At 61.4% G+C, this 23011-nt stretch carries 22 protein-coding genes; 12 read left to right on the plus strand and 10 right to left on the minus strand.

What is annotated here, in order from left to right:
- Positions 1 to 8: 8 nt before the first annotated feature.
- Both AB4O09_RS00230 and AB4O09_RS00235 read right to left on the minus strand, forming a co-directional pair.
- Entirely contained in the window at positions 9 to 1010 is a 1002-nt protein-coding gene (locus tag AB4O09_RS00230) for a phosphate ABC transporter substrate-binding protein PstS (protein ID WP_003196380.1), read from the minus strand.
- Positions 1011 to 1248: 238 nt separating this feature from the next.
- A complete protein-coding gene (locus tag AB4O09_RS00235; RefSeq protein ID WP_003196378.1) occupies positions 1249 to 2547 on the minus strand; it encodes an MFS transporter in 1299 nt (432 codons plus the stop codon).
- A 377-nt stretch (positions 2548 to 2924) separates the two neighbouring features.
- On the opposite strand from AB4O09_RS00235, the gene AB4O09_RS00240 reads away from it, so the two are divergent.
- Positions 2925 to 3329, plus strand: a complete 405-nt coding sequence (locus AB4O09_RS00240; RefSeq protein ID WP_003177184.1) for an acyl-CoA thioesterase — start codon at positions 2925 to 2927, stop codon at positions 3327 to 3329.
- Between the two features lie 57 nt (positions 3330 to 3386).
- Entirely contained in the window at positions 3387 to 4286 is a 900-nt protein-coding gene (locus AB4O09_RS00245) for a D-hexose-6-phosphate mutarotase (RefSeq protein WP_003196376.1), read from the plus strand.
- 126 nt (positions 4287 to 4412) lie between these two features.
- Here the strand turns inward: AB4O09_RS00245 and AB4O09_RS00250 are convergent, their stop codons facing one another.
- The 5 genes from AB4O09_RS00250 to AB4O09_RS00270 all read right to left on the minus strand — a co-directional run bounded on the left by AB4O09_RS00250 (position 4413) and on the right by AB4O09_RS00270 (position 8135).
- Entirely contained in the window at positions 4413 to 4949 is a 537-nt protein-coding gene (locus tag AB4O09_RS00250) for a DUF3299 domain-containing protein (protein WP_013691991.1), read from the minus strand.
- 89 nt (positions 4950 to 5038) lie between these two features.
- Positions 5039 to 5284: a GlsB/YeaQ/YmgE family stress response membrane protein gene (locus AB4O09_RS00255; protein ID WP_003196372.1), complete on the minus strand. Its 246-nt coding sequence runs from the start codon at positions 5282 to 5284 to the stop codon at positions 5039 to 5041.
- Between the two features lie 102 nt (positions 5285 to 5386).
- A complete protein-coding gene (locus AB4O09_RS00260) occupies positions 5387 to 6472 on the minus strand; it encodes a 5-(carboxyamino)imidazole ribonucleotide synthase (RefSeq protein ID WP_003196370.1) in 1086 nt (361 codons plus the stop codon).
- A 12-nt stretch (positions 6473 to 6484) separates the two neighbouring features.
- Positions 6485 to 6976, minus strand: coding sequence for a 5-(carboxyamino)imidazole ribonucleotide mutase (purE, locus tag AB4O09_RS00265; RefSeq protein WP_003196369.1), 492 nt, complete (start codon positions 6974 to 6976; stop codon positions 6485 to 6487).
- A gap of 241 nt (positions 6977 to 7217) precedes the next feature.
- Positions 7218 to 8135 (minus strand): LysR substrate-binding domain-containing protein, encoded by a 918-nt coding sequence (locus tag AB4O09_RS00270; protein ID WP_003196365.1) that lies wholly within the window; start codon positions 8133 to 8135, stop codon positions 7218 to 7220.
- A gap of 180 nt (positions 8136 to 8315) precedes the next feature.
- Here AB4O09_RS00270 and aspA point away from each other — a divergent pair, with 180 nt between their 5' ends.
- The 6 genes from aspA (at position 8316) to AB4O09_RS00300 (ending at position 15273) form a co-directional block, all read left to right on the plus strand.
- Positions 8316 to 9740 (plus strand): aspartate ammonia-lyase, encoded by a 1425-nt coding sequence (gene aspA, locus AB4O09_RS00275; RefSeq protein WP_003196363.1) that lies wholly within the window; start codon positions 8316 to 8318, stop codon positions 9738 to 9740.
- A gap of 487 nt (positions 9741 to 10227) precedes the next feature.
- Complete coding sequence (locus AB4O09_RS00280; RefSeq protein ID WP_003196361.1) at positions 10228 to 11679, plus strand: alanine/glycine:cation symporter family protein; 1452 nt, start codon at positions 10228 to 10230, stop codon at positions 11677 to 11679.
- A gap of 136 nt (positions 11680 to 11815) precedes the next feature.
- Positions 11816 to 12820, plus strand: coding sequence for an asparaginase (locus tag AB4O09_RS00285; RefSeq protein ID WP_013691989.1), 1005 nt, complete (start codon positions 11816 to 11818; stop codon positions 12818 to 12820).
- Between the two features lie 220 nt (positions 12821 to 13040).
- Positions 13041 to 14033, plus strand: coding sequence for an AraC family transcriptional regulator (locus tag AB4O09_RS00290; RefSeq protein ID WP_003196356.1), 993 nt, complete (start codon positions 13041 to 13043; stop codon positions 14031 to 14033).
- Positions 14034 to 14160: 127 nt separating this feature from the next.
- Positions 14161 to 14619, plus strand: a complete 459-nt coding sequence (locus AB4O09_RS00295; RefSeq protein WP_013691988.1) for an REP-associated tyrosine transposase — start codon at positions 14161 to 14163, stop codon at positions 14617 to 14619.
- Between the two features lie 246 nt (positions 14620 to 14865).
- On the plus strand, positions 14866 to 15273 hold the full coding sequence (locus AB4O09_RS00300; RefSeq protein ID WP_460107835.1) for a hypothetical protein: 408 nt from the start codon (positions 14866 to 14868) through the stop codon (positions 15271 to 15273).
- Here the strand turns inward: AB4O09_RS00300 and AB4O09_RS00305 are convergent.
- Both AB4O09_RS00305 and AB4O09_RS00310 read right to left on the minus strand, forming a co-directional pair.
- On the minus strand, positions 15270 to 15920 hold the full coding sequence (locus AB4O09_RS00305; RefSeq protein WP_003196353.1) for an HAD family hydrolase: 651 nt from the start codon (positions 15918 to 15920) through the stop codon (positions 15270 to 15272). The two genes, AB4O09_RS00300 and AB4O09_RS00305, sit on opposite strands and share 4 nt — an antisense overlap.
- Before the next feature lie 88 nt (positions 15921 to 16008).
- On the minus strand, positions 16009 to 16554 hold the full coding sequence (locus AB4O09_RS00310; RefSeq protein WP_003196351.1) for a gamma carbonic anhydrase family protein: 546 nt from the start codon (positions 16552 to 16554) through the stop codon (positions 16009 to 16011).
- A 72-nt stretch (positions 16555 to 16626) separates the two neighbouring features.
- Between AB4O09_RS00310 and prlC the strand changes: the two genes are divergently transcribed.
- The 3 genes from prlC to AB4O09_RS00325 all read left to right on the plus strand — a co-directional run bounded on the left by prlC (position 16627) and on the right by AB4O09_RS00325 (position 21084).
- Positions 16627 to 18705 (plus strand): oligopeptidase A, encoded by a 2079-nt coding sequence (gene prlC / locus AB4O09_RS00315; RefSeq protein ID WP_460107837.1) that lies wholly within the window; start codon positions 16627 to 16629, stop codon positions 18703 to 18705.
- Positions 18702 to 18983: a YheV family putative zinc ribbon protein gene (locus AB4O09_RS00320; protein ID WP_038856965.1), complete on the plus strand. Its 282-nt coding sequence runs from the start codon at positions 18702 to 18704 to the stop codon at positions 18981 to 18983. Before prlC ends, AB4O09_RS00320 begins: the two co-directional genes overlap by 4 nt.
- Positions 18984 to 19095: 112 nt before the next feature.
- Positions 19096 to 21084, plus strand: a complete 1989-nt coding sequence (locus tag AB4O09_RS00325; RefSeq protein WP_069971267.1) for a M3 family metallopeptidase — start codon at positions 19096 to 19098, stop codon at positions 21082 to 21084.
- A 3-nt stretch (positions 21085 to 21087) separates the two neighbouring features.
- Here AB4O09_RS00325 and AB4O09_RS00330 read toward each other — a convergent pair whose 3' ends face one another.
- A complete protein-coding gene (locus tag AB4O09_RS00330; RefSeq protein ID WP_003196344.1) occupies positions 21088 to 21768 on the minus strand; it encodes a phosphatase domain-containing protein in 681 nt (226 codons plus the stop codon).
- A gap of 183 nt (positions 21769 to 21951) precedes the next feature.
- On the opposite strand from AB4O09_RS00330, the gene AB4O09_RS00335 reads away from it, so the two are divergent.
- Positions 21952 to 23010, plus strand: coding sequence for a PA0069 family radical SAM protein (locus AB4O09_RS00335; RefSeq protein WP_003196342.1), 1059 nt, complete (start codon positions 21952 to 21954; stop codon positions 23008 to 23010).
- The last annotated feature ends 1 nt before the right edge of the window (position 23011 follow it).

Here is a 23011-nt window from a genome sequence, read left to right on the forward strand (position 1 = left end):
CTCAGGTATTACTTCTTGGCGACGCTGCCGCCTTCCGACAGACCCAGGTCAGCCAGTGCCTTGGCGGCGACTTTGGCTGGCAGCGGGATGTAACCGTCCTTGACTACAACTTCCTGGCCTTGCTTGGACAGGACCAGCTTCACGAACTCGGCTTCCAGCGGGGCCAGAGGCTTGTTCGGTGCCTTGTTGACGTAAACGTAGAGGAAGCGCGACAGCGGGTACTTGCCGTTCAGGGCGTTTTCTTCGCTGTCTTCGATGAACTCAGTGCTGCCTTTCTTGGCCAGGGCCACGGTCTTCACGCTGGCGGTCTTGTAGCCGATGCCCGAGTAACCAACGCCGTTCAGCGAAGAGCTGATCGACTGCACGACCGAAGCCGAGCCTGGTTGTTCGTTGACGTTTGGCTTGTAGTCACCTTTGCACAGGGCTTCTTCCTTGAAGTAGCCGTAGGTGCCGGATACCGAGTTACGACCGAACAGTTGCACTGGCTTGTTGGCCAGGTCGCCGGTCACACCCAGGTCGCCCCAGGTTTTCACGTCGGCTTTAGCGCCGCACAGGCGAGTCGACGAGAAGATCGCATCGACCTGTTCCATGGTCAGGTGCTGGATCGGGTTGTCCTTGTGCACGAATACCGCCAGGGCGTCCACGGCAACCGGGATGGCGGTAGGCTTGTAACCGTATTTGGTTTCGAAAGCCTGCAGCTCGTTGTCCTTCATCTTGCGGCTCATCGGGCCCAGGTTGGAGGTGCCTTCGGTGAGCGCAGGTGGCGCGGTGGAGGAACCGGCGGCCTGAATCTGGATGTTTACGTTCGGGTATTCTTTCTTGTAGTTCTCGGCCCACAAGGTCATCAGGTTAGCCAGGGTATCGGAGCCGACGCTGGACAGGTTGCCCGATACACCAGTGGTCTTGGTGTAAGACGGAATTGCCGGGTCAACACCAGCGGCAACCGCGCTGGCGGTCGCAACGCCAGCAGCGACAAACGTCATTGCCGCCATCAAACGCTTCAGTTTCATGCCTTACTCCTAGCAGATAGGGTGTGTTAAGTCGGCCAAGTATCGGTAAGCCGTGTGAACACTCTATGGCTGAAATATGACAATTGGATGAAAGGCCAGTATCGAGTTTTACAAGATGATTCATGCGGCCCCAATCGCGAGCAAGCTCGCTCCCACAGGGGATTTGCGGTGAACGCAGAACCCTTGTGGGAGCGAGCTTGCTCGCGATGAGGCCAGTACAGTCAGTGAAAGATTCGGGCTAGCGCCCCTTCTTCCAGAGATAACCGCCCACCACAATCCCGATCCCACAGATCGCCGCCACGTAATACGCCGGCCCCATCGAGCTCTCTTTCAACAGCAGGGTCACGATCATCGGCGTCAACCCGCCGAAGATTGCGTAGGCCAGGTTGTAGGAGAACGACAAGCCGCTGAAACGCACCACGGCCGGGAAGGCATTGACCATGACATAAGGCACCGCGCCGATGGTACCTACCAGCAAGCCACTCAAGGCATACAGCGGAAACAGCCACTCGGGGTGGTCGAACAGGCAGTGGTAGAAGGTCCAGAACGTGATCAGCAGCAAACCGCTACCGAAGACAAATACCCGGCCAGCACCAAAACGGTCGGCCAGCACACCCGCACCGATGCAACCTAGACTCAGGAACACGATCGCCAGGCTGTTGGCCTGCAACGCGGTGGTCGGACTGAAGTGGTACACCGTCTGCAGCACGGTCGGTGTCATCAGGATGACCACAATGACGCCGGCCGACAGCAGCCAGGTCAACAGCATGGAAATGGCGATGGCGCCGCGATGATCACGCAACACGGCCCGCAGCGGCACTTCCTCGGCCAGGGCCTTGCGCAGTTGCAGCTCGGCGAACACCGGAGTTTCGTGCAACCAGCGGCGCAGATACACCGAAAACAGCCCGAACACGCCACCCAGCAGGAACGGGATCCGCCAGGCGTAATCGGCCACCTCCACCGGTGTATAGATGCTGTTGATCGCCGTAGCGACCAGCGAACCCAACAAAATCCCCGCCGTCAGGCCGCAAGTCAGCGTGCCGCAGGCATAGCCGATGTGGCGCGCCGGAACGTGTTCGGAAACGAATACCCAGGCACCCGGCACTTCCCCGCCGATGGCCGCGCCCTGAATCACGCGCATCAGCAACAGCAGGATCGGCGCCCACATGCCGATCTGTGCATAAGTGGGCAGCAGGCCCATGATCAAGGTCGGCACGGCCATCATGAAAATGCTCAGGGTGAACATCTTCTTGCGCCCCAGCAGGTCGCCGAAGTGGGCCATGACGATCCCGCCCAGCGGCCGGGCCAGGTAACCGGCGGCAAAAATGCCGAACGTCTGCATCAAGCGCAGCCACTCGGGCATTTCGGCAGGGAAGAACAATTTGCCGACCACGGTGGCAAAGAACACGAAAATGATGAAATCGTAGAACTCCAGCGCACCGCCCAAGGCAGAAAGCGACAGGGTCTTGTAATCGTTGCGGGTCAATGGACGTGCGGGTTGTGCGGGCGTCGCCGTGCTCGAAGGCGCAGTGGTCATGGCAAGGGCTTCTCTTATAGTCGGTTCTGCAACCCTGGTAACACGGGTTGGGGGCCTGGGCAGGTCCGGCACGATAGCAAATTGTTCGAAAAAGCACATAGAGGTGCGTATTTGATAGTCAAAATCAGAACCGAGTGGTCGTCTCGACGTCTATCGCCCGATATACTCGCAACCTTGCAGTACTCTGTAAGGGGTTGCTGTGCGAAAACGTCGTTGGTGGTGTAGTACCAGAACCAGCCGGTTTCGCAGAGTTTCCCTTTGGCACGCCTTTACGAAAAACGTGACGAACGCAGTATGTTCGGGCTGAATCGTTTTTTACAAAGACGGCTATTCACCTGAAGTACAAGACAGCGTTACGGGTCAGAGGCACCCCCGGCATGATAGAGCTCGAACAAGAAGATCCAATCCCGCAAGGCGACCTGGCCCTGCAAATCACCGCGCTCCCTCGCGAGACCAACGGCTTCGGCGATATTTTCGGCGGCTGGCTGGTGTCCCAGATGGACCTGGCCGGCACCGCCATGGCCAGCAAAGTGGCGGGCGGGCGCGTGGCCACCGTGGCGATCGATCGCATGGCGTTCCTCGTGCCGGTGGCAGTGGGGGCGCAGCTTTCCTTTTACACCCAGGCGCTGGAAATCGGCCGCAGTTCGATCCAGATGATGGTCGAAGTCTGGAGCGACGACCCGCTATCCAGTGAATGGCGCAAGGTGACCGAGGCGGTGTTTGTCTTCGTCGCCATCGACGGCAGCGGTCGCACCCGCTCGGTTCCGCCGCGCGCCCGTTAAACACGGCGGCCGTTTTGCGGTCCATTGCAGTCCCTGTTCCCGAGCGAGATTTGCAACATGCCTACGCCCAACGTCGAAGCCGTCAAACTGGATGAACTGAACGCCTGGCGCATCCGCCACGGTCAGGCCGAGTTGCTGGTGGCCCAACAAGGCGCGCATATCCTCAGTTATCAAGTGGACGGCCAGCCGCCGCTGATCTGGCTCAACGACCAGGCCACGTTCAAGGCCGGCAAGAGCATCCGCGCAGGCGTGCCGGTGTGCTGGCCGTGGTTCGGCAACCTGACGCTCAATCCCGACAGCGTCCAGGCCATGCGCGTGAGCAACGACCCAGCCACCGCCCACGGCCTGGTGCGGACGATGGATTGGGAGTTGAAAGGCATCGAAGCCGAAGGCGAAAGCCTCAAGGTGGAGTTCGTGCTGCCCTACCCCGAGAACGGCCTTTCAGGCTGGCCTCACCAGGTCGACCTGACGCTGGCCATCGTGATGGACGAGCAACTGCATATCCGCCTCACCAGTCATAACCGTGGCCGCGAAACCGTCAGCCTCAGCCAGGCGCTGCACAGCTACTTTGCCGTGAGCGACGTGCGCAACGTGCAGGTCGAAGGGGTCGATGGCTTGAGCTACATCGAGACCCTGGACGACTGGAAAACCGTCACCCAGGCCGGCGATCTGCACTTTGCTGGCGAGACCGACCGCATCTACCTCGACACCCCGCCAAAGCTGAGCATCATTGACCCGCAGTGGGAACGCCGGATCGAGCTGACCAGCAGCGGCTCGCGCTCGGCGGTGATCTGGAACCCCTGGACCGAACGCGCCAAGGCCTTCAGCGACATGGCCGACGACGGCTGGCAGCGCATGCTGTGCATCGAGACGGCGAACGTGATGGACGATGTGGTGACGCTGTTGCCGCAGGCCAGCCATACCCTGGGTGTGAGCATCGGCAGCAAGCCGCTCTAAGCCACACCACAAACCCCAATGTGGGAGCGAGCCTGCTCGCGATAGCGGTGTATCAGTCGATGCAAATATTGACGGTCAGTCCGCTATCGCGAGCAGGCTCGCTCCCACAGTGGACTCGTACCAGACCTACAAATCCGCCTCCTGCACCACCCGCACCTTCTCCGCCTCCAGCGCATACGCCGCACTCGCCAGGTCGTTGTCGACCTTTTCGATCTTCAGCGTGCCGGTCACCCACAGCGGTGTATAGATGTCGTCCAGCTTCAGGCCCTTGGGATAACGCACCAGCACCAACTGATTAGGCGGCGGTGGCGGGACGTGGATGCAGGCGCCGGGGTATGGCACCAGGAAAAACAGCGTACTGCGGCCCTTGGCGTCGGTTTCCAGCGGCACCGGGTAACCGCCGATGCGAATGTGCTTGTCGTTCATCGCCGCCACGGTCTTGGTCGAATACATCACCGCCGGCAAGCCTTTGCTTTGCTTCAGGCCACCTTTTTCGGTGAAGGTGCCGTTGGCTTCGGGGGAGTTGTGGTCAATTTCGGGCATGGCCTCGAGGGCTTTCTGGTCCGACTTGGGCATCAGTTCGAGCCAGTCGGTTTCCGGCAGCTCGGCAGCATGGGCCAGGCCACTGCCCAGCAAAAGAAGGGTCAACACTAGACGGCGCATGAATGGGCTCGGCAATGGGTAGGAAGTGCAACGCCGGGCATTCTAGCCCCCTCTGCGCGCCAGGCAGAGAGGGCTTTGTCGCATTTGGATCAGTTTCTTTTGATCAGGCCGTAGATCACCAGCAATACCACCGCGCCCACCAGGGCCCCGATGAAACCAGCACCTTGGCCGGCCTGGTAGATGCCCAGGGCCTGGCCGCCGTAAGTGGCTGCCAACGAACCGCCGATACCGAGCAGGATGGTCATGATCCAACCCATGCTGTCATCGCCCGGTTTCAGGAAGCGTGCCAGCAGGCCAACGATCAAGCCGATAAAAATGGTTCCGATGATTCCCATGGCATTGCCCTCTGATTGGATAGCGATGCCAAAGCCCGATCAGGCTTTGGCACTTAGCCATGAGAGAGGTTAGCCGACGAATGGTTCCACCGATGTTGCGGATTATTGCTCGGCGATCAGCGTCTCGACCTTGATGATCTGCTGCGCCAAAGTCGCCCGGTCCGCGCAGCGCAGGTTGGCGTGACCGACCTTGCGCCCGGCCTTGAACGCCTTGCCATAGTGATGCAAATGGCAGTCAGCGATCGACAGGACTTTCTCGCTGTCCGGCACCTTGCCGATGAAGTTGAGCATCGCGCTCTCACCGACCTTGGCGGTCGACCCCAGCGGCAACCCAGCGACCGCCCGCAGGTGGTTTTCGAACTGGCTGCACTCGGCGCCTTCGGTGGTCCAGTGCCCGGAGTTGTGTACCCGAGGGGCGATTTCGTTGGCCTTGAGGCCGCCGTCCACTTCAAAGAACTCGAACGCCATCACGCCGACATAATCGAGCTGCTTGAGTACCCGGCTGGAATAGTCCTCGGCCAGGGCCTGCAACGGATGGTCGGTGCTGGCGACGGACAGCTTGAGGATGCCGTCCTTGTGAGTGTTGTGCACCAGCGGGTAGAAACGGATTTCACCGTCACGGGCACGCACGGCGATCAGCGAGACTTCGCCGGTGAACGGCACGAAGCCTTCCAGCAGGCAGGCCACGCTGCCGAGTTCGGCGAACGTACCGACCACGTCTTCAGGTTTGCGCAGGACTTTCTGGCCCTTGCCGTCGTAACCCAGGGTACGGGTCTTGAGCACGGCGGGCAGGCCGATGGCAGCGACGGCGGCGTCGAGGTCGGCCTGGGACTGGATGTCGGCAAAAGCCGGCGTGGGGATGCCCAGGTCCTTGAACATGTTCTTTTCGAACCAGCGGTCACGGGCGATCCGCAAGGCTTCGGCGCTCGGGTAGACCGGAACGAACTGGGACAGGAAGGCCACGGTTTCGGCCGGGACGCTTTCGAATTCGAAGGTCACCAGGTCGACTTCATCGGCCAATTGGCGCAGGTGATCCTGGTCGCCGTAGTCGGCCCGCAGGTGTTCACCCAACGCCGCGGCACAAGCGTCCGGCGCAGGGTCCAGGAAAGCGAAGTTCATCCCCAGCGGTGTACCTGCCAGGGCCAACATGCGACCCAACTGGCCGCCACCGATTACACCGATCTTCATTCGTCAACAACCTCAGGCAATGCGTGGGTCTGGATTGTCCAGGACGCTGTCTGTCTGCTCAGCGCGGAATTTTTTCAGCACGGTATGAAATTGTGGGTGCTTGGCGCCCAGGATGCTCGCCGACAGCAGGGCCGCGTTGATCGCGCCGGCCTTCCCGATGGCCAGGGTCGCGACCGGGATGCCGGCTGGCATCTGCACGATCGACAGCAACGAATCGACGCCCGAGAGCATCGAAGACTGGACCGGCACGCCCAGCACCGGCAGGTGGGTCTTGGCCGCACACATGCCTGGCAAATGGGCGGCGCCACCGGCACCGGCGATGATCACCTCGATGCCACGCGCCTCGGCCTCTTCGGCGTACTGGAACAGCAGGTCCGGGGTACGGTGGGCGGAGACCACTTTCACCTCGTAAGGGATGCCGAGCTTTTCCAGCATATCGGCGGTGTGGCTAAGGGTGGACCAATCGGACTTGGAGCCCATGATCACGCCAACCAGTGCACTCATCGTCGTGCCTCTTCTCTCTGGGCGCCCGCAGGCGCGTCAAAAAACAACAAGCCACGCAGGAAACCGGCGTGGCTTGTTGTACGAATTATGGCCGGGCAAGCCGACCGAAGGCCGGGCAGTATACCGAAAATGGTGCGTTAAACGCACTTTCGCCGACCATCTGTCATTTGCGGTGAAGTGGCGGTTTTATTGACCTCAAAGTCAGTCTTGAGGCAACGCTCCCACAGGGTTTGCAGTGCTATCAAGATCCCGCGGCACCCTGCGCCACGCCACCTTCAAGCTTGCGCCACAACAACCGCACATTGGCCTTGCGCACCAGGGCGCAGCGGTACAGGCGGATCTCCAACGGCACGTGCCATTGCGGGCCGCCGCAGATCACCAGTTCGCCCCGGGCCAGTTCGGCGCGTACGCTCAGGTGCGGCACCCAGGCGATGCCCAGGCCTTCCAGGGCCATGCTCTTGAGGCTGTCGGCCATGGCCGTCTCGTAGATCGTGGTGAACCGCAGCGCCCGCTGGCGCAACAACTGGTTGACCGAACGCCCGAGGAACGCCCCGGCGCTGTAGGCCAGCAGCGGCACGCTGGCCTCGCCCTCAAGGTCGAACAGCGGCTTGCCATCGGCATCGGCCGCGCACACCGGCAGCATTTCGGTCTGGCCCAAGTGCAGCGACGGGAAGATCTCCGGGTCCATCTGCATGGCCGAGTCCGGATCGTAGAAGGCCAGCATCAGGTCGCAGCCCCCTTCACGCAAGGCGTGGACGGCATCGCCGACGTTGGTCGCCACCAGCCGCGTGGCGATGTTCATCCCGTCGTTGCGCAGCTGGGCGATCCAGCGCGGAAAGAAGCCCAGCGCCAGGGAGTGGGCAGCGGCCACTTGTATGACTTCGCCCTGCCCGCCCTCCAGGTGATGCAAATGGCGCAACACTTCACCCAGTTGCTCGACAACCGTGCGCGCCGTCACCAGGAACAACTGCCCCGCGGCCGTCAGCTCGACGGGCGTACGCGAACGGTTGACCAGGGTCAGCCCCAGCGCCGCCTCGAGGCTGCGGATTCGCCGGCTGAAGGCCGGTTGCGTCACGAAGCGCCGCTCGGCCGCCTGGGAGAAACTGCGGGTCGCGGCCAGGGCACTGAAGTCCTCAAGCCATTTGCTTTCAAGATTCATCACGTCCTCCCTTACACGCACCAAAACAGGTCACACGTTCGTCGCACCGCCGACGTCACACCGACATTATGCCGAATATGCATAGGCCAGTGCTTAACAGCATTGGCCCTATTTTTTTTGAGAGCCTAGGATTCGCAGCGTTCCGGCTCAGACCGGGTCCTTATCGAGATGATTTCTATCATGTCCTCCGCTGCATCATTCCGCACAGAAAAAGACCTGCTTGGCGTACTCGAAGTACCAGCGCAAGCGTATTACGGCATCCAGACCCTACGAGCGGTAAACAACTTCCGTCTCTCCGGCGTCCCGATCTCGCATTACCCTAAGCTGGTGGTCGGTCTGGCAATGGTCAAACAGGCCGCCGCTGACGCCAACCGCGAACTGGGCCAGCTCAGCGAAGCCAAGCACGCAGCCATCAGTGAAGCCTGTGCACGATTGATCCGCGGCGATTTCCACGAAGAATTCGTGGTGGACATGATCCAGGGCGGCGCTGGCACGTCGACCAACATGAATGCCAACGAAGTCATCGCCAACATCGCGCTGGAGGCCATGGGCCACCAGAAAGGCGAGTACCAGTACCTGCACCCCAACAACGACGTGAACATGGCGCAGTCCACCAACGACGCCTACCCGACCGCGATCCGCCTGGGTCTGCTGCTGGGCCACGACGCGTTGCTGGCCAGCCTCGACAGCCTGATCCAGGCGTTCGCGGCCAAAGGTGAAGAATTCAGCCACGTCCTGAAAATGGGCCGCACCCAGCTGCAAGACGCCGTGCCGATGACCCTCGGCCAGGAATTCCGCGCCTTCGCCACCACCCTGAGCGAAGACCTGGCGCGCCTGAAAACCCTGGCGCCTGAACTGCTCACTGAAGTGAACCTGGGCGGCACAGCCATCGGCACCGGCATCAACGCCGACCCGCGCTACCAGGCCTTGGCCGTACAGCGCCTGGCGACCATCAGCGGCCAGCCGCTGGTTCCGGCCGCCGACCTGATCGAAGCCACCTCCGACATGGGCGCCTTTGTGCTGTTCTCCGGCATGCTCAAGCGCACCGCGGTCAAGCTGTCGAAGATCTGCAACGACCTGCGCCTGCTGTCCAGCGGCCCACGCACCGGCATCAACGAAATCAATCTGCCAGCCCGCCAGCCAGGCAGCTCGATCATGCCCGGCAAGGTCAACCCGGTGATCCCGGAGGCGGTCAACCAGGTGGCATTCCAGATCATCGGCAACGACCTGGCCCTGACCATCGCGGCCGAAGGCGGCCAACTGCAACTGAACGTGATGGAACCGCTGATCGCCTTCAAGATCTTCGACTCGATCCGCCTGCTGCAACGGGCCATGGACATGCTGCGCGAGCACTGCATCGTCGGCATCACCGCCAACGAAGCGCGCTGCCGTGAACTGGTCGAGCACTCGATCGGCCTGGTCACCGCCCTGAACCCGTACATCGGCTATGAAAACGCCACCCGCATCGCCCGTGTTGCCCTGGAAAGTGGCCGCGGCGTGCTGGAACTGGTGCGCGAAGAAGGCTTGCTCGACGACGCCATGCTCGACGACATCCTGCGCCCGGAAAACATGATTGCTCCGCGTCTGGTCCCGCTCAAAGCGTGATCGACACGAACACCGCTCACCAGGTCGAGGGACTAGACACCTCTCACCTTTTGAGGGCTTGGGGATCTTCCCCAAGCCCTTTTTTTAATTGATAGCAGCAAAGGATGACTGAACCTGTGGGAAGGAACCTGCTCGCGATAAACGACGACGCGCTGCCCGTTGTAAACCGCGTCGCCAGCCAACGCGAGCAGGCTCGCCCCCACAATAACCTGACCGAAAGGCCAGGTGTTTCAAAGGTTTCGTTTCGTCGGACGCACCACAACTGTGCAGACGGGCACCGCACTGATAGGTATAGTGCCGCCCCTCTTCGCATGAGTGGTCGTCTGCAGCGAGATCCTTAAACATGCGAAAACCGAACTAATAACAACCCGCGAAAATGGACCGGGACGAAACATCGCCTCACCTGTTGGGCCGCGCACCAACCGATGTAACGCGATATTTCCAAATGGCCAGCATTTGCTTAAACAAAAAACAGCGAGGAATACTCATGCTTGAAGTCATCAACGACTTCCTCTCAGGGAAAGTGCTGATCGTGCTCATTGTCGGGCTCGGGAGCTATTTCACGATCCGCTCGCGTTTCGTCCAGTTCCGTCATTTCTTTCATATGTTCGCGGTGTTCCGTGACAGCCTGAAGAGCAGTGCTGGCCAGCTCAGCTCGTTCCAGGCCTTGATGCTCAGCCTGGCCGGTCGTGTCGGCGCGGGCAACATCGCCGGTGTCGGCATCGCCGTGACCCTCGGTGGTCCTGGTGCGGTGTTCTGGATGTGGGTGACCGCGTTGGTCGGCATGTCCAGCAGCTTCTTCGAGTGCTCCCTCGGCCAGCTCTACAAGCGCTGCGACTCCGAAGGCCAGTTCCGTGGCGGCCCGTCCTACTACATCCAGCACGGCCTGCAGAAGCGCTGGTTGGGCATGATCATGGCGGTCCTGTTGCTGGTCACCTTCGGCTTCGCCTTCAACGGCCTGCAAGCCCACGCCGTCACCCACTCCCTGAACAACGCCTTCGGCTTCGACACCACCTACACCGGCCTGGGCCTGGCGGTGCTGCTGGGCCTGGTGTTCATCGGCGGGATCAAGCGCATCGCCAAGGTGGCTGACCTGCTGGTACCGGTCAAGACCCTGGCGTACATCGCCGTGACCATCTACGTGATCGTGCTGCAGTTCGAACATGTACCGGGCATGCTGGCGACCATCGTCAAGAGCGCCTTTGGTCTGGACCAGGCCTTCGGCGGCCTGATCGGCAGCGCCATCGTCATGGGCGTCAAGCGTGGCGTGTTCGCCAACGAAGCCGGCCTGGGCAGTGCGCCTAACGTCGCTGCTGTCGCGTCGGTCGAGCACCCGGTAGCCCAAGGCGTGGTACAGGCATTCAGCGTGTTCCTGGACACGTTCGTGATCTGCACCTGCACCGCGCTGCTGATCCTGCTGTCGGGCTTCTACACCCCGGGCTTCGAAGGCGACGGCATTGCCCTGACCCAGAACTCCCTGGCGGCCGTCGTGGGTGACTGGGGCCGGGTATTCATCTCCGTGGCCTTGTCCTTGTTTGTGTTCACCTCGATCCTCTACAACTACTACCTGGGCGAGAACAACCTGCGCTTCATGCTGGGTGAGAACCGCAAGGCCCTGATCGCCTACCGTGCACTGGTCCTGGTCCTGATTTTCTGGGGCGCCATCGAAAACCTCAGCACCGTGTTCGCCTTCGCCGACATCACCATGACCCTGCTGGCGTTCGTGAACCTGATCGCGCTGTTCCTGCTGTTCAAGGTCGGCATGCGCATCCTGCGTGACTACGATGACCAACGTTCGGCCGGCATCAGGACCCCTGTCTTCGATTCCAGCAAGTTCCCGGACCTGGATCTGGACCGCAAGGCTTGGCCTGCCAACCCATCGGCGTCGGTTGCCAATCCTGACACCGCTGTTGCTGGCGCGACCGCAGCGCAACGCTGATCGGTACAAGCTGTTTGGAAAAAACCGGGCGCATCCCCTGCGCCCGGCGTGACACAGCCTAAGGTCGGCGTCATGCTCGGCCTTATGTTGTGGCAGCTAACCCAAGCTGCCGTTTTCGTCCTCGGAGAACAACCCCATGAATGGCTCGACCTACCCTGCCGCCCAGCACGTCATGGTGCTCTACACCGGCGGCACCATCGGCATGCAGGCCAGCGCCCACGGCCTGGCTCCGGCATCCGGTTTCGAAGCGCGTATGCGTGATTACCTGCACAGCCAACCCGAACTCGTCGTCCCGCAATGGCGCTTCCGGGAAATGTCGCCGCTGATCGACAGCGCCAACATGACCCCAGCCTACTGGCAGCAACTGCGCGAAGCGGTGGTCGATGCCGTGGATGTGCAGGGCTGCGACAGCGTACTGATCCTGCACGGCACCGACACCCTGGCCTACAGCGCTGCAGCGATGAGCTTCCAGCTGCTGGGCCTGCATGCGCGGGTCTGCTTCACCGGCTCGATGCTGCCCGCCGGCGTGACCGACAGCGACGCCTGGGAAAACCTCAGCGGCGCGCTGGTCGCTCTTGGCCAGGGCCTGGCGCCGGGCGTGCACCTGTACTTCCACGGTGAGCTGCTGGCGCCAACCCGTTGCGCGAAAGTGCGCAGCTTTGGTCGTCACCCGTTCAAGCGCCTGGAACGCCAGGGCGGCGGCGTCAAAGCCTCCTCGCTGCCGGCGCAGTTGAATTACAACCAGCCCAAGCAACTGGTAAACATCGCAGTGTTGCCGCTGTTTCCCGGCATCAGCGCGCGGGTCCTCGATGGCCTGCTGGGCAGCGGAGTCCAGGGCCTGGTGCTGGAATGCTACGGCAGCGGCACCGGGCCGAGCGACAACCCGGCCTTCCTCGCCAGCCTGGAGCGGGCGCGGGACAGCGGCGTGGTCGTCGTGGCGGTGACCCAATGCCATGAAGGTGGCGTCGAGCTGGACGTGTATGAAGCTGGCAGCCGCTTGCGTGGCGTTGGCGTGCTGTCCGGCGGCGGCATGACCCGCGAAGCCGCGTTCGGCAAGTTGCAGGCCTTGATTGGCGCCGGGCTGCCAGTGGAAGAGGTTCGGCGGCTGGTAGAGCTGGACCTGTGTGGCGAGCTGAGCTGAGCTTAGACGCTGCAAAACCTGTGGGAGGGGACACTTGTGGGAGCAAAGCTTGCTCGCGATGCAGGCGACACAGATCAACTGTAAGGTCGCGTCATCGTTCTTCGCGAGCAAGCTTTGCTCCCACAGGTCTACTCCCACATTAGAGGTTGTGTTGAACCTTCGATTTTCATCCGGCATATAACTTGCTCCGTTTCCAGCCTTCCCCAGGCTGGAAACGGACATGCTTCATTCCCACCTCACCACCCTCAACGCCGTCTCCCTGGTACTGAGCGCCTTCAAGAACCAAGGGCTGTCCAGTGAGGCATTGCTGGCCGGCAGCGGCATCAGCGCGGCGGACCTGAGCCGGGCCGATACGCGCATCACCACCAACCAGGAGATGCAGGTCTGCGCCAACGCCGTGGCCCTCAAGCGCGACATCGGCCTGGAGCTGGGCCTGCGCATGCACGTTTCGTCCTACGGCATGCTCGGCTATGCGCTGCTCACCAGTGCCACCTTAGGTGACGCCTTGCGCCTGGCGCTGCGCTATCCGGCGCTATTGGGAACACTCTTCGAACTGAACCTGGACGATGACGGCCAGCACATCTGGTTCAGCGCCAGCGATTATCGGGAGAACCCGGCCCTGGCGGTGTTCAATGCCGAGTTCTGCATGGTTTCGCTGAAGGTCATCTGTAACGACCTCCTTGGTCATGCACTACCCTTGCGTGCGGCACGCTTCGAACATCCGGCGCCCGATTACCAGGCGCGCTACGCCGCGCTCTTCGATTGCCCGGTGCGCTTCGACAGCGTCGATAACGCGTTCGCCTTCGAGCGCCACTGGCTCGACCAACCCTTGCCCCTGGCCGACCCCATCACCCATCACGCCATGGCCGAACGTTGCCGCCGGCAGAATACCGAGTTCACCGGACGCCAGGCCTGGCTGGGGCGGATCCGCCAGTTGCTCGACGCCCAACTGAACGCCGCCCCCGGGCTGGAAGGCCTGGCCGAACAGATGAACTGCTCGGCGCGCACCCTGCGCCGCCACCTCAAGGACCTGGGCTGCAGCTACCAGGAACTGCTGGACGAACTGCGCTTCGAACGGGCCAAGCAGATGCTCTGCGAGGACCAATTGCCGATCTATCGAATCGCCGAACGACTGGGCTTCAGCGAAACCGCCAGCTTCCGCCACGCCTTCGTGCGCTGGAGCGGCGTGGCGCCAAGCCAGTTCAGGGCCTGATTCCCTGTGGGAGCAAGGCTTGCCCGCGATGGCGTCAGCCCAGACACATCCTGCTCCAACATTCCAAGTCGGATCCGCTTCTGCTGTCCTAGCCTTGAAATAAAGGACAGATCAAGGAGGATCACTTGTGACAACACTGCCTCATTCCCAACAGTTGCGTTTCGGACGTTATTCGCAGTCTGGACAAGTCTATTTACTGACCGTGAATACGCGCGGCCGCGAGCCGTTTTTTGGCCGCTTCGAGACAGGACGCTTGGTGGTTGACGCCTTCCGAAAGGCTCAGGAAGAACAATTTGCCCATTCGTTGGCCTGGGTGGTGATGCCAGACCATTTTCACTGGCTGATCGAATTGCAGGGTATAGAACTCTCCAAGCTGATTGCGCGAACAAAGTCTCGGACCACGGTTGTCTTCAATCGATTGACGCAGCGGGAAGGATCGCTTTGGCAGGAGGGATTTCATGACCGAGCCATTCGCAAGGAGGAAGATCTGCAAACAGTCGCTCGATATGTCGTGGCAAACCCGCTGCGAGCCGGTTTAGTTAAGAAAATTGGGGACTACCCATTGTGGGACGCGATATGGGTCTGATTCGATTTAAGCTGCGTCCATGATGGCCTCATCGCGGGCAAGCCTTGCTCCCACAGGTATTCCAAATGCTGCTTTTTGGGGGAGCAAACCTGCTTCCACAGGTATTCCAAATGCTGCTTTTGGGGGAGAAAACCTGCTCCCACAGGCATTCCAAATGCTGCTTTTGGGGGGAGAAAACCTGCTCCCACAGGCATTCCAAATGCTGCCTTTGGGGGAGCAAACCTGCTTCCACAGGCAGCATTCCAAATGCTGCCTTTGGGGGGAGCAAACCTGCTTCCACAGGCAGCATTCCAAATGCTGCCTTTGGGGGGAGCAAACCTGCTTCCACAGGCATTCCAAATGCTGCTTTTGGGGGGAGCAAACCTGCTTCCACAGGCATTCCAAATGCTGCCTTTTGGGGGAGAAAACCTGCTTCCACAGGCATTCCAGATGCTGCCTTTTTGGGGGAGCAAACCTGCTCCCACAGGCATTCCAAATGCTGCCTTTTGGGGGAGAAAACCTGCTTCCACAGGTATTCCAAATGCTGCCTTTTTGGGGGGCCTGCTCCCGCAGGTACTTCAGATGCTGCTTTTTGGCGGGGCAAGCCTTGCCCCCATAGCATTCAAGGCGCTGCCCTGTGGGAGCAAGGCTTGCCCGCGATGGCAATATGACTAACCCCGCAAAAACGCCTGATGCAACGCATCCACCGTCTCGAAGTGATACGCCGGGCCCTCGGCGCTGAGTTCTTCATGGCTGCCGAATCCATACCCCACCGCCGCTGCATCCAGGCCGTTGCTGCGGGCGCCGATCAGGTCGTGCTTGCGATCGCCGATCATCAGGGTGCTGGTCGGGTCGAGGCCTTCTTCGGCTAGCAGGTGGGCAATCAACTCGACCTTGTTGGTGCGGGTGCCGTCCAGTTCGCTGCCGTAGATCACCTTGAAGTGCCGGGCGAAGTCGAAGTGGCGGGCGATTTCCCGGGCGAAGACCCAGGGTTTGGACGTGGCGATGTACAACTGGCGCCCTTGGCCGCCCAAGGTTTCCAGCAGTGGCATCACGCCGTCGAAGACGCGATTTTCGTATAGGCCGGTGACCTTGAAGCGTTCGCGATAGAAATTCACCGCCTCCCAGGCCTTCGCTTCATCGAAGTCGTAAAACTGCATGAACGCCTGTAGCAGCGGCGGGCCGATGAAATGCTCGAGGCGGGTCAGGTCGGGTTCGTCGATGCCCAGCTTGCTCAAGGCGAACTGGATCGAACGGGTGATGCCCTCGCGGGGGTCGGTGAGGGTGCCGTCGAGGTCGAAGAGTACAGTCTGGTAATGCATTGCAGTTCCTGGAAGTCATGGGGCTGCTGCGCAGCCCAGCGGGAGCAAGCTCCCTCGCCACGATGAATAGAGGTGGCAGGCGAACCCGTCAGGGCTGGTCGTAGCCTTCGGCCAGGTGCAGGTCCTTGAGCTTCACGTAGTTCGCCGCGCTGTAGGTGAAGAAGGCGCGCTCCTTGTCCGTCAACGGCCGGGCCTGTTTCACCGGGCTGCCCACATATAAAAAGCCGCTTTCCAGGCGTTTGCCCGGCGGTACCAGGCTGCCGGCACCGATGATCACATCATCTTCGACCACCGCGCCGTCCATGACGATGCTGCCCATGCCGATCAGGACCCGGCTGCCCACGGAGCAGCCATGGAGCATGACCTTGTGGGCGATGGTCACGTCGTCGCCGATCAGCAACGGGAAGCCCTCGGGATTGAACGGACCGGCGTGGGTGATGTGCAGCACGCAACCATCCTGGACGCTGGTACGCGCACCGATACGGATGCGGTGCATGTCGCCGCGTATGACCGTCAGCGGCCAGACGGAGCTGTCTTCGCCGATTTCGACGTCGCCGATCACCACCGCGGTGCTGTCGACAAAAGCGCCACGGGCTAGCCGCGGGCTGTGGTTCTGGTACGTGCGAAGGGTCACGATAGGCTCTCTCTTATCCGGTGATAGGCGCTGCTAGCTGCGGTGAACGTCGATTGTAATTAAGATGGGCCCATGTTTCTTCCAGCCAAGGTGTCGACCGTGAGCGTGAACAACCCTCTTTTGCAGCCCTATGACCTGCCGCCATTCTCGGCGATCCGTGCCGAGCACGTGCAACCGGCCATCGAGCAGATCCTGGCTGACAACCGTGCCGCCATCGCCGAGCTCCTCAAGACCCAAGTCCAGCAGCCTACCTGGGCCGGCCTGGTATTGGCGATGGACGAGCTCAATGATCGCCTGGGCGCCGCCTGGAGCCCGGTCAGTCATTTGAACGCCGTGCGCAACAGCCCTGAACTGCGCGAAGCCTACGAGGCCTGCCTGCCGGCACTGAGTGCCTACTCCACCGAGCTGGGCCAGAACCGCGAGTTGTTCCAGGCCTTCGAAGCCCTGGCGAGCAGCCCTGAAGCCGCCGGTTTCGACGTGGCGCAGAAAACCATCCTGGAACACTCCCTGCGTGACTTCCGCCTGTCGGGTATCGACCTGCCACCGGAGCAGCAGAAGCGTTACGCCGAAGTGCAGAGCAAACTGTCCGAACTGGGCAGCCGCTTCTCCAATCAACTGCTGGACGCGACCCAGGCCTGGACCAAGCACGTCACCGACGAGGCCGCCCTCGCCGGCCTGACCGACTCGGCCAAGGCGCAAATGGCCGCGGCCGCCCAGGCCAAGGAGCTGGACGGCTGGCTGATCAACCTGGAATTCCCCAGCTATTACGCGGTGATGACCTACGCCGAAGACCGCGCCCTGCGTGAAGAAGTCTACGCCGCCTACTGCACCCGCGCCTCCGACCAGGGCCCGAATGCCGGCCAGAACGACAACGGCCCGGTGATGGAACAGATCCTCGACCTGCGTCAGGAACTGGCCCAATTGCTCGGTTTCGCCAACTTCGCCGAGTTGAGCCTGGCGACCAAGATGGCCGAATCCAGCGATCAGGTGCTCAGTTTCCTGCGGGACCTGGCCAAGCGCAGCAAACCGTTCGCTGCCCTGGACCTGGAACAGCTCAAAGCCTTCGCCGCCGAACAGGGCTGCCCCGACCTGCAAAGCTGGGACAGCGGTTTCTACGGTGAAAAACTGCGCCAGCAGCGTTACAGCGTGGCCCAGGAAGCCCTGCGTGCGTACTTCCCGATCGACAAGGTACTGGGCGGCCTGTTCGCCATCGTGCAACGCCTCTACGGCATCGAGATCGCCGAACTGAAAGGCTTCGACACCTGGCACCCGGACGTGCGCCTGTTCGAAATCAAGGAAAACGGCCAGCACGTCGGCCGCTTCTTCTTCGACCTCTACGCCCGCGCCAACAAGCGTGGCGGGGCCTGGATGGATGGCGCCCGCGACCGTCGTCGCACCTTCGAAGGCGTCCTGCAAAGCCCGGTCGCCAACCTGGTGTGCAACTTCACCCCGGCCGACAGCGGCAAGCCGGCGCTGCTGACCCACGATGAAGTCACCACCCTGTTCCACGAATTCGGCCATGGCCTGCACCACCTGCTGACCCGCGTCGAACATGCCGGCGTGTCCGGCATCAACGGCGTGGCCTGGGATGCCGTGGAGCTGCCGAGCCAGTTCATGGAAAACTGGTGCTGGGAGCCTGAAGGCCTGGCGCTGATTTCCGGCCACTACGAAACCGGCGAGCCACTGCCCCAGGACCTGCTGGAGAAAATGCTCGCGGCGAAAAACTTCCAGTCCGGCCTGATGATGGTCCGCCAGTTGGAGTTCTCGCTGTTCGACTTCGAGCTGCACGCCACCCACTGCGATGGCCGCAGCGTGCTGCAAGTGCTCGAAGGCGTGCGCGACGAAGTGTCGGTCATGCGTCCCCCAGCCTACAACCGCTTCCCCAACAGCTTCGCCCACATCTTCGCCGGCGGGTATGCGGCGGGCTACTACAGCTACAAATGGGCGGAAGTGTTGTCGGCCGACGCGTTCTCCAAGTTCGAAGAGGACGGCGTGCTCAACGCCGACACCGGGCGTGCTTTCCGTGAGGCGATCCTGGCCCGTGGCGGCTCGCAGGAGCCGATGGTGCTGTTCGTCGACTTCCGTGGCCGTGAGCCGTCGATTGACGCACTCTTGCGCCACAGCGGCCTGACCGAGGACGCGGCAGCATGAGCGAGGGACCTGTGATTACCAAGCGACGCTTTATCGCCGGGGCGGTCTGCCCGGCCTGCAGCGAGCCGGACAAATTGATGATGTGGAACGAAGACGGCGTACCGCACCGTGAATGTGTGGCCTGCGGTTATTGCGACACACTCAACGAGCAAGGCCTGTCGGTGCCCAAGGAATTGGGCACCCGGGTCAATACCTCGGCGCTCAAGGCGCCGGACGCCAAGGTTCAGGCGGTGCAGTTTTTCCCCAACCCCAAGTTGAAGAAAAAACCGACGGAATGATCCGATATCACCTTCCGGGCCCCACGGCCCGGAAGCGATACATATATACCGCCCGCACCCACACCTTCCTTTGCAGACTGTTCATCACGTCCAGACTGAGAGGAAGGCTGCCATGCCCGACGATGCCAATCCGCTGTTGCAGGCCCATGACCTGCCCCCTTTTTCGCTGATCCAAGCCGAACATTTTTCACCGGCCCTTGACCGGATTCTTGCCGAGAGCCGCGCTCAAGTCGCCGAAATCATCAAGACCCAGACACCCTTCCCCACCTGGGACGACCTCGTGCTGGCGATGGACGAGATCCACGCCCGTTTGAAGAGCTTCGGCTATGTGCTGGAGCGACTGAGCTGGAACAGGTTAGGTGACGCCTGGATCCAGGCTTGGTCGGACTGCAGCGAACGGCTACAGGATTTCCAGCGGTCACTCAAACACCATCCCGACCTGTTCCAGCTTTATCAACGCTTGGCAAACAGCCCGATAGCCCGACATTTCACGCCAGCGAGAAAAAGAACCCTGGCAAAGGTCCTCCGGCAGTTTCGCCAGAACGGCTTGGCGCACACCGCACAGGCCGACTTGAAAGACCTGCAACTGCGTATCCAAGGCGCCCGTGACTTGTTCCTGGAACACTTGCACGAGGCCAATAAAGCCTGGAGCCAAACGTTTGACGACGAGGCCCGGTTGAGCGGCCTGCCATCGTCCTTCAAACAACGCATGGCTGACCAGGCGCGTATGGCTGGACGCAAGGGCTGGTTGCTGATGCTCGACGAGGAGTCGTTTCGTCTGGTCACCCGTTACGCTGACGATCACGCTTTGCGCAAGCAAATCTACGTCGCCTTCAGCACGCGCGCATCGGATCAGGGGCCCCATGCCGGCGTGTTCGACAACGGCGAAGTCCTCGCGCAGTTACTCAGGGATCGCCATGAACACGCCACGTTACTGGGCTATTCGAATTACGCTCAAATGGCGCTCGAACCGGAGCAGGCCGAGTCGCCGGAACAGGTCCTGTCGTTCTTGCAGGAACGACTCGCCCAGCAGCGCAGCGTATTTGCCCGGGACACCGAGCAACTGGAAAAATTTGCCGCAACGCAAGGCTTCAGCGGTCTCCAGCCTTGGGATCATCAATACCTGGCCGAAAAGCTTCGGCGGCAAACGACAGGGGTTTCGGGGCAGGCCACCAGTGCCTGGTTTGAACTGGAGTCGACTTTTGCACAGCTGTTGCTGATCGCCAGGGACCTGTTCGGCGTGAACATCGTTGAACGCCAGGACGTCGCAACCTGGCATCCGGACGTGCGTCTTTTTGAAGTCCGCGAGGGGGACGAGACCGTGGGCTACCTCTATTTCGACCCGTTTGCAGAGGCGAACCAGGACGGTTTTCCCAATACCACCACCCTGCGCAATCGCCGCATCACCGCCGAAGGCCGGCCTCGGCTCCCCATCGCGGTCTTGCATGGCTGGTTGCCGCGTGGCTCAGGCGCAAACCCGGTGTTGCTGGATCATCGGCAGCTGCGCATCCTCTTTCATGAGTTCGGCCATTGCTTGCATCACGTCTTGACCCGGGCTGAATACCGCGAAATTTCGGGCATCTCGGAACTGTCCCGGGACACGGCCGAATTCGCCGGGGTGTTGTTCGAGCAATGGTGCTTCGCCAAACCCTGCCTGATGCGTATCTCGAAACATCACCAAACCGGGGCGCCCTTGCCGGACACCCTCGCCGATCAATTGCTGGTCTACCTCCATACCCAGACCAGTTGGGACAGCGCCTCGTTCTTGCGCGATGCGCTGTTCGACATGGAATTGCACCGCAGCCACGGTGATGGACGCACCGCCCAACACGTATTCGACCAAGTCAGCGCGCAGGTCGGGCATTTGCCGGTGTCTGCAACCGAACGCTGGCCCAATGGCCTGGACTACATGGTGACCGGCTATGGTGCCGGGCTCTATGCCTATGCCTGGTCGAGGGAATTGGCGAAAACCGTGTTCCAGAGATTCAAGCGCGACGGGCTGTTCAACCGGGAAACCGGGCAGGCGTTGCGCGAGACGATTTTCGGGCCGGGCGATTCGCGACCGCTGTCTGAGTCGATCACGGCGTTTCTGGGCACGTAGCGATCATCGCTCGGGAAGCACAACCTGAGGGTCGAGGTGACGCGTCGTCGTGGTTGAGTTGACCCAGCTTTCCAGGGAGCAAAGGGCAAAGACGCTGGTGCTGCAATCGCCATTCGCCAGCGCCACACGGAGTTTGTCGACATCGGCCTGCATCATGTAGCGCACCCCGTCCTTGAAGTGATGACTGTCACCGAAGCCCCCTTCGGTCATTTCGTTCAAGGCGTCCTCTTTGCTCCAACCCTGCACCACCACCCGGTACATGGCGGCGACCAGCCCGGTGCGGTCCGAGCCGTGCTTGCAGTGCATCAGCACCGGCCCCTTGGCTTCGGCCGCCTGGACGGCGCGCAAAGCCCTGAGGATGTCGCTGTCATCGACATGATTGGTGCGATAGGGCAACTGCACTTGCTCGATGCCGGGGGTGGACAGCCAACGCTTGTCCGACTCCGGCAGGAAGGTGATGACCGTGCCAATCCTGAGTTTGGTCAGCAAGGGCAGCGCTGCGCCATCCGGCAGGGAGCTGCGGTAGAGCGTCGGTGACATCTGGTAGAGGTTGTAGTCCTTTTCCACCGGCTGCGCCCATTCAGCGGGCCTCGCATCAGGGGAATCGGCCGCTTGGGCGGGGATCTCGGCCAGCCCGATGAGCAAGGCCAGGCAGAGCAGTGAACGGGAACAGAGCTTGAGCATGCACGGACGACCGAAAACGAAGGAATGCGAGATCGACAGTTTCGGCTCGCTGCGGTTAAAAGCCTGTGAGGAGAACGTCAAAGCGTTGTGAACGATGATCGGGTATTCGGGCTGCTGAATGGCACTGGTCTTAATCGAATGCAACGAATACTGTATGCACATACAGCCTTTCGGAGTGCTCCCATGTCAGCTTCACTTCCGCCTCGCGGCCGCGGCACCGCGACCAACCCGCACAACCGCTTCGCCCCGAGTCGCTCGGTGGCCGAAGATGACGGCTGGTATCAGGAAGTCCCGCCGACCCAGGGCACTGAAGTGCGCATCGAAATGGCCAAGACCATCATTACCCGCAACACCTCGTCCGATATTCCCTTCGACCGCTCGATCAACCCGTACCGAGGCTGCGAACACGGCTGCATCTACTGCTATGCGCGGCCCAGCCATGCCTATTGGGACATGTCGCCGGGGCTGGATTTCGAAACGAAGCTGATCGCCAAGACCAATGCCGCCGATGTGCTGGAAGAGCAATTGTCCCGGCGCGGCTACCAATGTGCGCCAATCGCGCTGGGGTCCAACACCGATCCCTATCAGCCTATCGAGCGTGAACAACGGATCACCCGCCGGATTCTCGAGGTGCTGCTGCGCTATCGGCATCCGGTGACCATCGTCACCAAGGGTTCGCTGATCCTGCGCGACCTGGACCTGCTGACCGAGCTGGCGCAACAACGCCTGGTGCATGTGATGATCAGCCTCACCACCCTGGACGATGAGCTCAAGCGTATTCTCGAACCCCGCGCGGCGGCGCCCAAGGCGCGGTTGCGGGCGATCAAGGTCATGCGCGAGGCGGGCATTGCCGTGGGAGTGCTGTGTGCACCGATGATCCCGATGATCAACGACAGCGAGATCGAGAGCCTGCTGACCGAAGCCCACGCCGCCGGCGCGCAGAATGCCGCCTACGTCATGCTGCGCCTGCCGCTGGAAGTCGCGCCGCTGTTCGAGGAGTGGTTGCAAGCGCACTACCCGCAACGCGCCGCCCATGTGCTGAGCCTGGTCCGCCAGAGCCGTGGCGGCGAACTGTATGACAGCCGCTTCGGTGCGCGGATGCGCGGAGAAGGCCCGTTCGCCGACCTGCTGGCCCAACGTTTCGCCAAGGCCCTCAAGCGCTTGGGGCTTGAGCGCCGCGACGGATACAATCTTGATTGCGATGCCTTCTGTCCGCCGGGCCGACAGATGTCTTTGATTTGAT

The sequence above is a fragment of the Pseudomonas sp. H1_F01 genome, from assembly GCF_054681425.1.

What these genes read in the sequence shown, in the direction of transcription:
- AB4O09_RS00285 (WP_013691989.1), top strand. Translation starts at nt 11,816, where the DNA reads ATGAATGGCTCGACCTACCCTGCCGCCCAGCACGTCATGGTGCTCTAC.
- AB4O09_RS00280 (WP_003196361.1), top strand. Translation starts at nt 10,228, where the DNA reads ATGCTTGAAGTCATCAACGACTTCCTCTCAGGGAAAGTGCTGATCGTG.
- prlC (WP_460107837.1), top strand. Translation starts at nt 16,627, where the DNA reads ATGTTTCTTCCAGCCAAGGTGTCGACCGTGAGCGTGAACAACCCTCTT.
- AB4O09_RS00245 (WP_003196376.1), top strand. Translation starts at nt 3,387, where the DNA reads ATGCCTACGCCCAACGTCGAAGCCGTCAAACTGGATGAACTGAACGCC.
- AB4O09_RS00290 (WP_003196356.1), top strand. Translation starts at nt 13,041, where the DNA reads ATGCTTCATTCCCACCTCACCACCCTCAACGCCGTCTCCCTGGTACTG.
- AB4O09_RS00250 (WP_013691991.1), bottom strand. Translation starts at nt 4,949, where the DNA reads ATGCGCCGTCTAGTGTTGACCCTTCTTTTGCTGGGCAGTGGCCTGGCC.
- AB4O09_RS00305 (WP_003196353.1), bottom strand. Translation starts at nt 15,920, where the DNA reads ATGCATTACCAGACTGTACTCTTCGACCTCGACGGCACCCTCACCGAC.
- AB4O09_RS00325 (WP_069971267.1), top strand. Translation starts at nt 19,096, where the DNA reads ATGCCCGACGATGCCAATCCGCTGTTGCAGGCCCATGACCTGCCCCCT.
- AB4O09_RS00330 (WP_003196344.1), bottom strand. Translation starts at nt 21,768, where the DNA reads ATGCTCAAGCTCTGTTCCCGTTCACTGCTCTGCCTGGCCTTGCTCATC.
- AB4O09_RS00300 (WP_460107835.1), top strand. Translation starts at nt 14,866, where the DNA reads ATGCTGCCTTTGGGGGGAGCAAACCTGCTTCCACAGGCAGCATTCCAA.
- AB4O09_RS00335 (WP_003196342.1), top strand. Translation starts at nt 21,952, where the DNA reads ATGTCAGCTTCACTTCCGCCTCGCGGCCGCGGCACCGCGACCAACCCG.
- AB4O09_RS00255 (WP_003196372.1), bottom strand. Translation starts at nt 5,284, where the DNA reads ATGGGAATCATCGGAACCATTTTTATCGGCTTGATCGTTGGCCTGCTG.
- purE (WP_003196369.1), bottom strand. Translation starts at nt 6,976, where the DNA reads ATGAGTGCACTGGTTGGCGTGATCATGGGCTCCAAGTCCGATTGGTCC.
- AB4O09_RS00320 (WP_038856965.1), top strand. Translation starts at nt 18,702, where the DNA reads ATGAGCGAGGGACCTGTGATTACCAAGCGACGCTTTATCGCCGGGGCG.
- AB4O09_RS00230 (WP_003196380.1), bottom strand. Translation starts at nt 1,010, where the DNA reads ATGAAACTGAAGCGTTTGATGGCGGCAATGACGTTTGTCGCTGCTGGC.
- AB4O09_RS00260 (WP_003196370.1), bottom strand. Translation starts at nt 6,472, where the DNA reads ATGAAGATCGGTGTAATCGGTGGCGGCCAGTTGGGTCGCATGTTGGCC.
- AB4O09_RS00270 (WP_003196365.1), bottom strand. Translation starts at nt 8,135, where the DNA reads ATGAATCTTGAAAGCAAATGGCTTGAGGACTTCAGTGCCCTGGCCGCG.
- AB4O09_RS00240 (WP_003177184.1), top strand. Translation starts at nt 2,925, where the DNA reads ATGATAGAGCTCGAACAAGAAGATCCAATCCCGCAAGGCGACCTGGCC.
- AB4O09_RS00235 (WP_003196378.1), bottom strand. Translation starts at nt 2,547, where the DNA reads ATGACCACTGCGCCTTCGAGCACGGCGACGCCCGCACAACCCGCACGT.
- aspA (WP_003196363.1), top strand. Translation starts at nt 8,316, where the DNA reads ATGTCCTCCGCTGCATCATTCCGCACAGAAAAAGACCTGCTTGGCGTA.